This window comes from Gracilimonas sp. BCB1 (assembly GCF_040117685.2).
In the GTDB taxonomy this organism is placed as follows: domain Bacteria; phylum Bacteroidota; class Rhodothermia; order Balneolales; family Balneolaceae; genus Gracilimonas.
On sequence record NZ_JBEDYP020000012.1, the window covers coordinates 517,749 to 532,563 of the forward strand.

Sequence of the window (14,815 nt, forward strand, 5' to 3'; positions counted from 1 at the left end):
CTTTATTTGTGTTCCGGAATAGATGGTTGTTGTGGGGTAGATGGAGTATGGAAGCAACATGCTTTCCGGTATGCAAGCGAGTCGTTCTCGGTATCGCATTTAGTTAATAACATTCTGCCCAAACATTCTTTAATCGGTAAAACAATTTAGATTAACTCTTCGTCTTTTTTATGAAACTTTGTTAGAGGGGTTGCTTAAAGGTAAAGGATTGTCTAACTCTAACTACTATTATTAACCAACAGGAAGCTACACTATGAAGAAAATACTACTATTCTTAAGCTTGATTATCCTGGTTCCGGCTTGGGCAAATGCTCAAAAAGGAGATAAGGACGAAAAGGAAGAAGACAAATTTACGGAACTGACCAAAGATGCTGAACATATTGAAGGTTTCTTTGATCTGTATAAAACAGATGATGCATTGTACCTGGCTGTTACTGAAGAGCAGCTTAACAATGACTTTCTTATGAACTTTGAAATAGAGCAAGGTATCGGGTCTTCCGGGCTGTATGGCGGAACCATGCTCAGCGTTTTTGAAGGACTACTTGTACGCCTCGAAAAGCAGGAAGGGAAACTGATGCTTGTTCAAAAACCGCACCGATATGTTGCAGAAGAAGGCACACCGGAAGCGGTATCCGTTGAACTGGGCTATGGAGACTCCATTCTGGAAACAGCAAAAGTTGAAACCACCAATGACGATGGCGTGATGCTTGTTAATGTGTATGACTGGTTTGTTGGAGACCTTTCAAATATCGGTCAACGTGTTAGCTTTGTTGTTTCTTCACGTCCGGGACAACCGGGGCGGGCTTCATTCGACAAGTCGAGAAGTTACCTGAAAGCGGTTAAGTCTTACCCAATGAATACGAATGTAACAGCTCAGCTCACATTCAGAAACAGTGAACTTGGTGGACCAAGAACCGTTCCTGACAGCCGTTATATCCCGGTTTCCATCCATTATACGATGGCAGAACTCCCTGAAGAACCCATGAGCCCGCGTATGGCTGATGATCGTACCGGTTATTTTATGACGGTTCACAAAGACTTTACAGATGATGACGACGATACATTTTTCAAGCGATATGTAAATAAATGGAGACTGGAATGTGACGGAGCTCCCGGAGCAGACGGGCTTTGCGACCCGGTAGAACCCATCACCTATTATATCGACCACACAGTTCCTGAAGCCTACCGGCCAGCAATGATGGAAGGAGTGGAAGAATGGTCAAAAGCATTTGAAGCAGCCGGTTTCCGCGATGCGGTTCAGGCCGAGATACTGCCTGAAGGTGTTGAGCCTGAAGATATTCGCTACGCGACATTGAGATGGAACGTGTCGGATCAGCGGGGGTATGGAGCTATTGGTCCTTCAGTGGTTGACCCAAGAACGGGAGAAATCCTGGATGCTGATATCTTATTTGAAGCTGGTATGATTTTAGGCGACAAAGAAGAATACCGCGAAATGGTAGAGCCGAGAGCAGCCATTGATGAAATTTACAATGTAAGTGCTGAAGAGGTGGAGATGTCGAGTCACTCAGAAATGAAGTCATTTTACACAGAAATGGCCATGCAGCTCGATATGGTACGCGGACTTCTGGTTGCAAATGGACGAATTGGATCTAACGATCCGGTTCCCAAAGAATTCACAGATCAGGCGCTGCGATGGGTAACCATGCACGAAGTGGGTCATACTCTCGGCCTTCGCCACAATTTCCGCTCTTCGGTAGATACTCCGCTTGACAAACTTTATGACACCGAATGGACTGAGGAAAATGGAGTTTTCAGTTCAACGATGGACTACCCGACGGTGAACTTATCCCCGCAAGGAGAAGATAATGACGGTCATTACTATAATACCAGTGTTGGTTCCTATGATCGCTGGGTTATCAGTTACGGATACACGCCGGATGATGAAAAAGCTGAGGAGATTGCCCGCATGGCAGCTCAGCCGGGTCATGCTTACGGAACGGATGAAGATGCCCGGGGATCAGGAGCGATCGACCCGCTGGTAAATGTTTATGACCTGGGTGCCGACCCACTGGCCTGGGGTAAAGGACGAGCAGCCATTCTGAAAGACCTTATTCCGGAAGTCCCGGAGATCGCGCTGGCAGATAACATGCCTTATTACGAAGCAACCGACTTATTCAACACTTATTTCTTCCAGTATGTGAGAGCACTGGGGCCAACGGTGAAATATATTGGAGGTCAGTACCAGTACAGAGACCATGTGGGAGACCCTGATGCCCGGATGCCGTTTGTACAAATTCCTCGAGAAAAGCAGCAGGAAGCATTGGATATGATCATTGAATATGCACTGGCGGAAGATGCGTTCGAACTTCCTCAGGAGGTATATCAGCAGTTTGGTGCCGACCGATGGAGTCATTGGGGTAACTCAAATACGTATGGCGGTCGTATCGACTATCCACTGCATCAGTATCTGTTAGGTGTACAATCGAGCTTAATGGAAGCTCTGCTTGATGGAACACGCCTTGCCCGAATTCGGGATACCGAAGTTAAGTTTGGGGAAGAAAACACCATCACTATCCCTGAGTTGATGGGAACCATCACCAATGCCGTTTGGAGTGAAGTGTGGTCAGCCCCGGGGTCAAACATCAGCAGTAACCGCCGTGATGTGCAACGTGCATACCTTGACCTGATGATTGAGATCGTAACGGATGCTCCATCCGATATGCCGGCTGATGCTCGTTCGGTAGCCAGGGCGCAACTGTCGGATCTTAACAACCGAATCACTCGTCGCCTAACTCCTCCATTCAACTTTGATGCATACACCGAAGCACATTTACGTGAAGTGAATGCACGGGTTGAAAAAGCACTGGATGCAGGGTTAAGTCTGGAGAACTGATAGTTAGATAAGCAACAACTTAGTGCATCTAAATCCGGCTCCGATGCTTAGCATCGGAGCCTTTTTTATGTAGAAACAAAAATACCTCTACCCATTATACCCAACTGAAAGAACGGTTATATCGTCTGATTGATCGGCTTTGCCCATAAATTTCAACACATCTACAATCAGGCTGCGCACCAGCTTGTTGATGTCATCTTTGCTATGCTTTTTCAGAAATGCCTCCAGGCGGGGTTCTTCATACATCGCACCATCTGCATCTGTAGCTTCGGTAACGCCATCGGTGAAGAGGAGGATTTTTTCTCCGGGGTTCAGAGTAAACTCTTTGGTCTCGAAGTTGAAGGGCTCGATTTTGCCCAGCAGAATTCCTTCTGTAGTTTCTACTTCTTCAACCGTTCCGTCATTTCGCATGATGTAAGGTAAATTATGGCCGCCGTTGCAATATTTCACCTTACCGGTTCGAGCATCCATCACCCCATAAAAAGCCGTTACAAAAGTAGTGAGATCACTTTCGGGAATCAGCATGGTATTAACGGTTGAAAGACAAAGAGCAGGATCCTCAATCTGTGAGGCAATGGCTTTAATGGTAGTTCGGGAGACAGCCATATACAGGGATGCCGGAACACCTTTACCGGAAACATCAGCTATTACAAAGCCGAGGTGATGTTCGTCCACCATAAAGAAATCATAAAAATCCCCGCCTACCTGTTTGGCGGTATGCATTTCGGCATATATGCTAAATTCCGAACGGTCAGGAAAAGGTGGGAACTCCCGGGGGAGCATTTTCTGCTGAATACGTGCTGCTGTTTCCAGATCGGTTTGAACGGCCTCCAGGGTTTTCTTGTGTTGAATACCATCCTGAATAAGTTGTATTTCCTTCAGCGTTTTCTCGATGGTGGCGTTCAGGTCGGTGAAGTCAATGGGTTTGGTTACAAAATCGAAAGCACCCCGGTTCATTGCGGTACGGATGTTATCCATGTCTCCATAGGCGGAAACAATCACGGTTTTGAACATCGGGTTTTCGAGTTTCTGCGTCTCCGTCAGAAAAGTAAGCCCATCCATGCGTGGCATATTTATATCTGATAGAACCAGTGAGATATTAAGCGAATCGCTAAGCATATCGAGGGCTTCTTCTCCGTTTTCTGCAAAGAAAAATTCGTATTCATCTTCTTTTATTTGTTTGCGGAACCGCTGCAGGATCAGCATTTGCAGATCCGGTTCATCATCAACCACTAATATTCTATGCTTTTCCATAACCCTCGGTTAAATTAAACTTCTATTGCTCAATCAATTGGTTGATTTCTTCTCTGAGTTCTTCAAAATTGATGGGCTTGGTAAAAAATGCCTTTGCCCCCGACTCCATAGCTTTGTCATAATTGTGCTGGTCTCCATAGGCTGATATCATGCTTACTTTTATCTGTGGGAAGTCGGTTTTTACTTTTTCAAGGAGCTCCAGCCCCGACATGCCCGGCATGTTTATATCAGAAAATATGTACACAACTTCGGGTGGGTCATTACTTTCGAGAATGGCAATGGCCTCATCTCCGGAGAATGCAAACTCCAGTTCCAAAGCATTAGTCCGTATTTCTTTTCTAAACTTCTGACGAAAAAGCATTTCAACATCTTTTTCATCATCAACCACTAAAAATTTCATGGGTTCGCTCATTGTTCTATTTGTTTAAGGTGATGGTAAATATGGTGCCCTTACCTTTTTCAGATTCTACCTGAATACTACCACCATGTGCTTTGATGATATCATTGGTAATGCTGAGTCCGAGTCCGGTACCTTCTGTTCCTTTTTTGGTGGTGAAGAAAGGCTGCATAATCTTATCCTTCATTTCTTTCGGAATACCCGGCCCGTTATCTTCTATTTCTATGAAAGTTGCTTGATTCTTTTTGTATGTCCGAACTGTAAGCTTTGGCTTATATTCTTTACTCTGACTTTCTGAAAGCTGTCGGCTGTCAACCGACAGCTTTTCCCTCATCGCATCAAAAGCATTATTACAAAGGTTCACGATTACCCGGCTAAAGTCCTCGGCGATTAATGGAACCTGGTCTAAATGTTCATCCAGTTCAAATATAATGTCCGTATTGATAGGCTCTTTGCCGGCTCGCATACCGTGGAAGGTCAGGTTTACGTACTCTTTTACCACTGTATTTATTTGTGTGGGTTCTTTCCTGCCACTGCCACCGCGGGAGTGCTGCAACATCGATTTCACGATAGAGTCGGCCCTTTGTCCGTGCTCATGAATTTTATTCAGGTTTGCTTCAATGTCGGCTAACAGATCTTTTAAGTCAGTATTATCACCGGCCAGCTCACGAGCTTCCTCCAGCAGTTCCACATTCAAGTCAGAAAAGTTATTCACGAAATTCAGCGGATTCTTAATCTCATGGGCAATACCGGCAGTAAGTTGCCCGAGGGAAGCCAGTTTTTCTTGTTGGATGAGCTGTTGTTGCATGTCTTTAAGTTCGCTCAAAGTTGCATTCAGTTTTCTGTATGCCGAGGCATTGTCGAGTGCGATGGCTGCATAGGTAGCCAGGTTCCTCAACAGGTTTACATGATAAGCGGTGTACGCATCTTTTTTGAAGCTTTGAGTAGTGATAACACCGATCACCCGGTCTTGCTGAACCAGTGGCAGGTAGAGTATGGATTTGGATTCTTCCCCTTCAATAGGAGCCTGATAGGTTTTAACATATTTGGTATGCTCTTTGGCGTAATCTCCGACAATTATTTCCTCTTTGTTCTTGAAGCAGTAAACAGCCAGCCGGTCTTCTTCATCCAGGTTGTTTACAAAAGGAGAGAGCATCTTGCCCTTTTCCTTAGTGGCGGGGAACTCGAGGCGGTTTCTTTCTTCATTATAAATTCCAACGCCAAAAATAGAGGCATCCATCAGGGCATTCACATTCTCGTAAACGGTATCAATGATTTTGTTTACCGAAAGGGTGGAGGTGATAGCGCGCCCGATCTGGCTCAGCTGTTCGGTATCCGACCGGCGCTTGTTTTCAGCCTCGGCCCGGAGCTCAGCCTCACGAAGTGCCTGCCTTTCCTGTTCTTTTTTAGAAAGGCGGCTGCGTTGAAAGCGATCCACTCCAAAAACCATGAAGCCCAGCATTCCAAGTCCTAAAGAGTAGGCCCACCAGGTTCTGTACCATGGAGGTAAAATGGTTAATCCAATGGAAGCTCCTTCATGATTCCAGACGCCATCCGCATTTGCTGCTTTCACTTTAAAAGTGAATTCCCCCTCGGGGAGATTGGTGTAGGTTGCCGAACGTTTGTTGCCGGCATCAATCCAATCCGGGTCAAATCCTTCCAGCTGATAGGAGTATGTATTCATTTTTGGGTTGGCAAAATGAAGACCTACATAATCAAAGGTTACTTCATTTTGATGATAGGGAAGGATGATCTTTTGAGTTTTACTGAGTGCATCCTTGAGCGGGGAATCAGGTCCGGGCATTACGGGCTTGTTGAACACCTTAAAATCCGACAGCACTACCTGAGGTGGGATTTCATTTACATGAAGCTGTTCCGGAACAAAAGCAGTAACCCCTTCACCACTGCCAAAATACATAACCCCATTATTTCCCTTGAAATACCCATTCTGAGAATACTCAAGAGCCATAAGCCCGTCATCGAGGCCGTAATTTCTAAATGTCACAGTGACAGGGTCAAAATTGGAGATGCCTTTATTGGAACTCATCCAAAGGGTGTTGTTATTATCCACTAACAAGCCATATAGTGAATTATTAGAAAGACCGTCTTCTTCGGTAAAATGCGCAGCCTTGCCGGTTTGTATATCAAAGCGGTTCAACCCACCGTTTGAGGTAGCCAGCCAAAGTACACCTGAGTCATTATTCAGCTGGGTTATGCTTTGTATTTGATTGTTATTGATGGTTGTTGAGTCTGCAGAGTTATAGGTAGATGCTACAGTTGCAATTCCATCGGGGGTTATTTTGAGTAGCCCGAAGGTGGTACCTGCCCATAGCATGCCGTCTTCAGCCATATGCAAACTCAAAACGGGAGGTCCGAAATCGGTTTTTAATTCTTCCTGAGGAAGGGGGATATGCTCATACTCTCCGGTGATTGAATTAAATCGATCGAGCCCGCCAATGCTTCCTATCCAGAATACGTCCTTATCAGTTGCGGTGGGAACGATGGCAAAAAGGCTGTTTCGCCCCTGGTTCCCATCAATCCGCGGGTGGCGGAAATAAGTAGATTTTTTAGTTGTGCGGTCGAATAAACTCAGTCCGCCGCTGGTGCCTATCCAAAAACGACCGTTAGCATCTTCATGGAATACCCGAACAGATCCAAAAATTAACGAAGTGGTGTCATCAGGGTTAGAAGTATAATGAGAGACTTGCCCGGTGTTGATGTCGAATTCTGTCAGGATATCACCCGCTGACCCGATATCTGTTCCTACCCACAAAGTGCCTTCCCGGTCTTCATAAACGCCCCATACAATACCCGGAGAGATCGTTTGGTCATCATCGGGGTTATGCTTCAGGTGAGTGAAATTTACCGCACCGGGATTAAATGCAGAGAGACCACGGGTTGCCGTACCTGCCCATATAGTGCCGGAGCGATCCGCATATAAGGAAGTAACAAACTTATCACTGAGGCTGTTGGGGTCTCGTTGGTTATTACGATAAGAAGTGAATTCACGATCTACTATATCAAATCGGGCAACACCTGTACCCGGGCCGGCCACCCACAATACATTCGGGTTCTCAGGGTCTGGCACAACCTGATGAAGAAAGTTAAGCGGGTTGACGTTATCCTCATTATTGGGCTCAATCAGGTATCGCTCAAAATCACCGGTTTTACTATCCAGAAATACCAGCCCATTACCGGTTGCCAGCCACAAAGCACCGGGTATATCGGGTGAGAGATATTGATCCAGAACATTCTGTGGAGCTCCATAAAACTCACGAGCATCTTCTTCAAACAAAAAGCGGGTGATTTCATAGGTATCCAAATTTATTCTTGAAATGCCGTTATTGCCTCCAGCCCACAAAAAACCCTCAGAATCCTCTTTCATCCAATAAACGGCGTGGCTTGTAATGGTTGTTGGGTCATCGTGGTCATGCTCATACCGAATAAACTTTCCATCTTGCCCGGGCGACATTCTATTTAACCCACTTCCAAAGGTGCCTACCCACAGGTTGCCCTTGCTGTCTTCGAATGGCATAAAAGCCCGGTCGCTTGAAATACTGGTAGAGTCATTCGGATCGTGAACATACTTCGTAAATTTTCCTGTTGCCTGATCCAGGCGGTTGAGTCCACCCCCTTCGGTAGTAACCCAAATATCGCCGGTTGAAGATTCAGCCATCCCCCAAACCCAGTTTTCCGAAAGGGAAGTAGTATCAAAAGGAGTTTGTTTGTACACTTTGAATTCATAGCCATCGTATCGGTGGAGACCACCCTGCGTAGCAATCCATAGAAAGCCTTTGCTGTCCTGTATAATGGTATTTGCACTGGCCTGATTCATTCCTTCACTGAGTCCGGTATGCTCAAAGCGAAGGGAAGGAGCCTCACTTTGCAAAAGCGTGGGTTTTACTTCCTGTTCGGTTTGGGCACGAACAGAAGTTACCAGGCCTGCAGAAACAGCAAGACAAATTAGGCCGGTCCGAAAAGATAGTATGTTTTTTCTGGTCATCGTTTATCCACCCTGGGATAATTTAATGGTGAGACATGTACCCTCATGAGGGTTAGTGGAAACTTCTAAAAAACCACCGTGTGCCTTTATAATGTCGTTGGTGATGCTTAACCCCAATCCCGTACCTTCGGTGCCTTTCTTTGTTGTGAAAAAAGGCTGCAGAATCTTTTCCTTTATATCTGGTGAGATTCCCGGACCATTATCTTCAATTTCTACCAAAGTTGCTTGATTCTTCTTGTAAGTCCTCACCGTAAGCTTTGGCTTATATTCTTTGGAATTTGTTGCTTGATCATTGGAATTTAATTTTTCCCTCATCGCATCAAAGGCATTATTACACAAATTTATGATCACCCGGCTAAAATCTTCAGCTATAAGAGGTACTTCACCAATGGATTTATCCAGCTCAAACTCAATATCCACATTGATAGGATCTTTTCCAGCTCGCATGCCGTGGAAACTCAGGTTCACGAATTCCTTCACCAAACTATTCAAATCGGTAAGCTCCATTTTTCCCGAACCACCACGACTATGTTCCAGCATCGACTTAACAATGGAGTCGGCCCTCGAACCATGCTCATGAATTTTTCGGAGATTAGTGTCGATGTCTTGCAGAATCTCTAAAGCTTTATCCACCCGCACTTTATCACCGGTTGACAGCTGATCGCTGAAAGCTGACAGCTCCTCTTTCGTCTCGTCTATTAACTCCACACTCAGCTCCGAAAAATTATTCACAAAATTGAGTGGATTCTTTATCTCGTGGGCAATGCCGGCGGTGAGCTGTCCCAGTGAAGCCAGCTTTTCCTGTTGAATGAGTTGGGCTTGAGTAGCCTGGAGTTCAGCGAGAGAATCTTTTAGCTCTTTCGTTCTTTCACTTACCTGTTTTTCAAGTATGATATTCTGATTCTGTAAAAGCTCTTTCTTTTCCTTGGTAACCTGTAAGACCTTTTTTGCCTCCCGGGTAACGCTATCCAGTGTTTCTCTAAACCGAATAGAAACGTATGCCAATAAAAATAAAGGAGCCCCGAGTAGCAGCATGGAGGTGAACAGGTTATCATACTCATTAAATAGATCCAGCGAATATTTATGGATGATTATGTAAAAAGTAGCTGTCAGAATGGAAAACAAAACAGCTGCGACAATAGCCCATTGAGCCCCTGAAATCACTTTCTTGTGTTCATATATAAGTTTACCATAATAACCTAACATGATAGTAAAGGCGATCCCGAAGGGGAGTGAAATAGAAAACAGGTGGGCAGCTAAATTGGTAATTAATAGGGTGGCAACCAGTATTTTTAAAAATTGAGAAATAGACTTTGTGAGAATCCATTCAAGTATCAACAGTCCAAACATAGTTGAAAGAGGCTGGAGGGATATGGTAAAAAAGAATCGCAGCTTCTCTTCCATGTAGCTTAGGTCAAAGAAGTAGGGAAAAAAACTTCCCACCGCAGCTAATAATGTAAAGGTGGTCATCCATGCAACCCATTGGAAAATCTTTTGGTCAAGATTCAGGAATACCAGAAGCCAGTAGAGGAAAAAGAGTAGAAAAGTGATGGATATACTTAGTGTGCCAAAAATATATGCAGACCTAATACTATCGGTCACAAAGATTGAATATTCAGGTCCGGTAAGGTTGATTAGATTCTTTAGATATCTGGGTTTAAGGCGCAGTTCCCTTTGGGTGAAAGTGGTTTCATAGTCAACAAAATGTATAGCAATGATATATTCTTTTCCGACTTCCAAATCTACCGGAATTGGATATTTAAGGGTTGGATTATAGGCCTGGTAAGGATTACCGGTATCACCAAATGAATGAAGTAATTCCCCGTTGATATAAATATCGGTTGCAGCCCAATGGCTTCTGCTAAATGAGAGTGGTGTATCTGCCAAAGTGCTGTCTAATTTTATGGTGATTCTAAACCAGCCTTCAATTCGCCCGTTCTCATCGGCCATCTCTGCTGTCAATTCCACCGGCTTAAAGGCCTTCCAATCTGAAACATCACGTTCCGGGTTGGCTCTGTTTAAGTCATGACCCTCTTTAAATATCCATCCATCGAAAGTAGCAAGGTTAATTCGTTGATGAGACTCGAACATACTACGTGACAACTCCACCACCGTAGCTTTTTGGACTGGTGTAGCCAGTAAAAGACAAATAAAAGATAGAAAAAGGGTATTCATTAGACTTTTAGTTACTGTTTCTTCTGAATTTACCCCAGATTATTTTTTGGGAGTTGGATCGTAAATCGGGTTCCTTTGGGTATTTTGCTTTCCAAAGCCAGCTCTCCGCCATGTGCTTTGATAACATCATTGGTGATACTCAGCCCCAGCCCGGTTCCCTCAGTACCTTTCTTGGTTGTAAAAAATGGTTGCAATATCTTACTTCTCATCCCTTCTGGAATTCCCGGCCCATTGTCTTCAATCTGAAGCAAAATTTTTCCATTCTCCAAAGAAGTTCTTACGGTAAGTTTTGCCCTGTAAACTTTGGAATTTGGTGCTTGGTCATTGGACTTTAATTTCTCCCTCATCGCATCAAAGGCATTGTTGCACAGGTTCACGATCACCCGGCTGAAATCTTCGGCAATCAGCGGTACTTCGCCAATCGAATCATCCAGCTCAAATTCCATGTCTACAATGATGGGATTCTTGCTTGCCCGCATACCGTGGAAGGAGAGGTTTACAAATTCTTTGACTAACGCATTCAAATCCGTAGGCTCCATCTTTCCGGAACCACCTCGGCTGTGTTCCAGCATCGACTTAACAATGGAATCGGCCCTCGTACCATGTTCATGAATTTTTTGGAGATTAGTGTCGATGTCCTTCAGAATCTCTAAAGCTTCATCCACCCGCTCTTTATCACCTACTGAAAGCTGATCGCTGAGAGCTGACAGCTCTTCCTTTGTCTCGTCTATTAACTCCACACTCAACTCCGAAAAATTATTCACAAAATTCAGCGGATTCTTAATCTCGTGGGCGATACCGGCGGTGAGTTGTCCAAGGGAAGCCAGTTTTTCCTGCTGAACCAATTGCTCCTGGGCCGCTTGCAGTTCATTTAATGCAGACTGCAGTTTTTGGTAGGCTTCGGCATTTTGTACGGCAATACCCACATTTGCTGCAATAGTGGAAAGGAGGCGAAGGTCAGATTCGCTAAACCGGTTTTCCTGTTCCTTACTTTGAACGCTGATTACCCCCAGTGATTTTTTTCCGGCCAGGATGGGAACTCCAAGGTAAGACTCCACCATTTCGCCTTTCTTTTCCGCTTTAATTTTATCGTAGGTTTCATCGAGGTCGTGGTTCACAAGCAGCGGCTCTTTGCTGATGATGATTTTCTCGGTGATTCCATTTCCGAATGGGCGGGTTTCTGCTTTGTCTCCATAATAGTAGGGGAAATGAAGTAAATCTGATTTGCGATCATAGATAGCCAGATACACAATATCCGCCTTAAAGGTATCCCGCATTTTTTCACCGACAAGCTTAAACAGGGCATCTACTTCCAGTTGAGATACTATCGCCTTACTGATACTGTTCACGGTTTGAAGTTCTGCGGCTCGTTGCTCGGTTTCCCCCAATAGCCGGGTGGTTTCATTAAAAAGCCGGGCGTTTTCGAGAGCCACACTCATACTATTGGTAAGCGTAGTTAACAGTCGCACATCTGATTCGGTAAAGGCATGCTCTTTTTCTACATTCTGAAGGCTGATGGACCCCATCACTTTATCCCCCACCACCATAGGCACGAATATGGCTGATTTTGGTGGCAATCCCTTGCTTACGCCCTGCTCGGTATCCCCGTATTTTTTTGCTGTTTCTATATAGTCATCATTTATAAGAAGGGCTTCTTTTGTTTTAATGAGGTGTTTATTCGCCCATATAAAAGGTCTCGGCTCAACATACAGCTGTTCGCCATTTTCAATGGCATACTCCCAGGTTTCCAGCTCTTCTTCGTAATCAAAAGTGCGTATGAGCATGGTTTGGGTATTCAAAACTTCACATATACGATTTCCGACCAGTTTGTAAATGGCATTCATGTCCATTTCCCGTACAAGCCCTTCCTGTACACTGTTGATTACGGCCAGCTCAGCATTGCGCTGTTCGGTCTCAGCCAGCAGGCGGTTGGTTTCATTGAAAAGGCGGGCATTTTCGAGAGCCACCGTCATGCTATTCACCAGGGTGGTAAGCAGGCTCACATCCGACTCAGTAAATGCATGCTCCCGATCCAGGTTTTGCAGAGTTACATACCCGCGAACGGTATCACCTACCATCATAGGAACATACAAGGCTGATTTTGCTACCTGTGTTCCCGGTACCGGTTCGTGTTTTTCCCCTAAAATTTTTGATAAGGCCTCTGCGGCTTTTTCATTGATAAGCAGAGTTGACTTATCATAAATAATTTTTTCTCTGACTTTATCGTAAGGTCGAGATCCGGGGTGAAATCGCTGGCCGTCTTCAAATAAATACTTAAAATGTTCTGTTTTATCGTCATGATTAAAGGTGACAATGCCCATAACCTGTGCATCAAAAAGGTCCCGGATTCGGTCGCCCACCAAATCATAAATGCCCTGCATGTCCATTTCGGCTACTAGCCCCTGCTGAACGCTGTTAATTACAGCTAATTCTGCATTTCGCTGCTCGGTTTCGTTGAAGAGCCGGGCGTTTTCCAGGGCTACACTCATACTGTTGGCAAGAGTGCTTAGCAGCCGTACATCCGATTCACTGAATGCATGTTCCTTGTCAATATTTTGAAGGCTAACATAGCCCCGGACACTATTACCGACTTTAAGCGGTACATACAGCATAGACTTAGGGAATGTTGTGCCCGGAACGGCTTTGGGGGCTTCCCCGGTAATAGTGGTATACGCTTCCCGGGCATTTTCAGCAATATGGATCAATTTCTGAGTGCTAATCAGTCGTCTGCGAATCTTATCATAGGGTCGGGAGGCCGGCTCAACACGTTCTCCATTTTCGAAGGCATATTGGAAATGCTCTTGTTCGGTTTCATGGTTGAAGGTGCCTATAATTACACCCTGGGCATCAAACAACACCCGAACTTTTTCACCCACCAAATCATAAATGCCCTGCATGTCCATTTCGGCTACAAGCCCCTGCTGCACGCTGTTAATTACAGCTAATTCTGCATTGCGTTGCTCGGTTTCGTTGAAGAGCCGGGCGTTTTCCAGGGCTACACTCATGCTGTTGGCCAGCGTGCTTAGCAGTCGGACATCCGAATCGCTGAAGGCAAACTCCCGATCCAGATTTTGCAAACTCACATAGCCACGGACGGTGTCACCTAAAATCAAAGGTACATACACCATAGATTTAGGGAACTTAGTGCCGGGTGCCGCTTTGCCGCTGGCCCCGTATTCTTTGATGCGTACAGGGGCATTTTCGTTGATGTGGATCAATTCTTTTGTAGAAATGAGGGACTCTCTTACACCATCATATTTCCGGGAGTCAGGGTAGAACCGCTTTCCATCTTCGAATACATAATGAAAGTGCTCCAGTTTACTATCTACATCAAATTCTGCGATTACGGTAACCTGAGAATCGAAAAGGTCTCGAATTTTATCTCCAACCAAGTCGTAAATTCCTTGCAGATCCATTTCAGCTACAAGTCCCTGCTGCACACTGTTGATTACCGCCAGCTCAGCATTTCGTTGCTCGGTCTCGTTAAAAAGTCGGGCACTTTCCAGGGCAATTCCCAGGCTGTTTGCAAGAGTACTTAATAATTGGGTGTCATCATCACTGAAGGCATGCTCACGGTCAACATTTTGAAGGCTTAAATACCCAAAGGTGGTTTTGCCGGAAACCATGGGTACCCACAGAGCAGATTTAGTCAGTTTTGTTCCGGGAGCTACTGAAGGTTCTTCACCCGTCAACTCAGTCCAAACCTCATCTGCATTTTCGTTGATGCAAATCAACTCCTGAGTATCTATTAGCCGCTGGCGGAGTTTATCGATAGGACGGGGTTTGAGCTCATGGCGTTTTCCATCTTCAAAAGCATAATGAAAATGTTCGGTGCCGGTCTCCAAATTAAAAGTTGAGATAACGGCAACCTGTGCATCAAACAAATCTCTGATATGCTCCCCAACCATCTCATAGATGTGCTGCATATCTTTTTGTTCAAGAAGGGCTTTTTGAACATTGTTGATTACAGCTAATTCAGCTTCGCGTTGCTGTAAAAGCTCTGACGTAACCTCTTTCCCCATATTGCCTCCGATTATAATCACCGCTGATGGTTACAGGGGCGATAACACCTTCATGGCCCCCAAAAAATACCCATTGCTAAAGAACGATATTGGTTATAACCACGAACAAA

At 44.9% G+C, this 14,815-nt stretch carries 6 protein-coding genes; 1 reads left to right on the forward strand and 5 read right to left on the reverse strand.

Annotation, left to right across the window (positions count from 1 at the left end):
* The first annotated feature begins 253 nt into the window (after positions 1-253).
* Positions 254-2,854 (forward strand): zinc-dependent metalloprotease, encoded by a 2,601-nt coding sequence (locus tag ABFW99_RS08765; protein WP_349353646.1) that lies wholly within the window; start codon positions 254-256, stop codon positions 2,852-2,854.
* 87 nt (positions 2,855-2,941) lie between these two features.
* Here ABFW99_RS08765 and ABFW99_RS08770 read toward each other — a convergent pair whose 3' ends face one another.
* Genes ABFW99_RS08770 through ABFW99_RS08790 form a run of 5 tightly spaced genes read right to left on the reverse strand, consistent with a single transcriptional unit; the run spans position 2,942 to position 14,705 of the window.
* Positions 2,942-4,108: a PP2C family protein-serine/threonine phosphatase gene (locus ABFW99_RS08770; RefSeq protein ID WP_349353647.1), complete on the reverse strand. Its 1,167-nt coding sequence runs from the start codon at positions 4,106-4,108 to the stop codon at positions 2,942-2,944.
* Positions 4,109-4,130: 22 nt separating this feature from the next.
* The gene (locus tag ABFW99_RS08775) at positions 4,131-4,508 is read right to left on the reverse strand and encodes a response regulator (protein WP_349353748.1); all 378 of its coding nucleotides are present in this window, start codon (positions 4,506-4,508) and stop codon (positions 4,131-4,133) included.
* Between the two features lie 16 nt (positions 4,509-4,524).
* On the reverse strand, positions 4,525-8,508 hold the full coding sequence (locus ABFW99_RS08780; RefSeq protein WP_349353648.1) for a sensor histidine kinase: 3,984 nt from the start codon (positions 8,506-8,508) through the stop codon (positions 4,525-4,527).
* A 3-nt stretch (positions 8,509-8,511) separates the two neighbouring features.
* A complete protein-coding gene (locus tag ABFW99_RS08785; RefSeq protein ID WP_349353649.1) occupies positions 8,512-10,683 on the reverse strand; it encodes a sensor histidine kinase in 2,172 nt (723 codons plus the stop codon).
* 29 nt (positions 10,684-10,712) lie between these two features.
* Positions 10,713-14,705 (reverse strand): GAF domain-containing protein, encoded by a 3,993-nt coding sequence (locus ABFW99_RS08790; protein WP_349353650.1) that lies wholly within the window; start codon positions 14,703-14,705, stop codon positions 10,713-10,715.
* Positions 14,706-14,815: the final 110 nt, after the last annotated feature.

Bases quoted from the DNA above. Each gene is read 5' to 3' on its own strand.
- ABFW99_RS08790 (WP_349353650.1), bottom strand. From the start codon at position 14,705: ATGGGGAAAGAGGTTACGTCAGAGCTTTTACAGCAACGCGAAGCTGAA.
- ABFW99_RS08770 (WP_349353647.1), bottom strand. From the start codon at position 4,108: ATGGAAAAGCATAGAATATTAGTGGTTGATGATGAACCGGATCTGCAA.
- ABFW99_RS08780 (WP_349353648.1), bottom strand. From the start codon at position 8,508: ATGACCAGAAAAAACATACTATCTTTTCGGACCGGCCTAATTTGTCTT.
- ABFW99_RS08785 (WP_349353649.1), bottom strand. From the start codon at position 10,683: ATGAATACCCTTTTTCTATCTTTTATTTGTCTTTTACTGGCTACACCA.
- ABFW99_RS08765 (WP_349353646.1), top strand. From the start codon at position 254: ATGAAGAAAATACTACTATTCTTAAGCTTGATTATCCTGGTTCCGGCT.
- ABFW99_RS08775 (WP_349353748.1), bottom strand. From the start codon at position 4,508: ATGAAATTTTTAGTGGTTGATGATGAAAAAGATGTTGAAATGCTTTTT.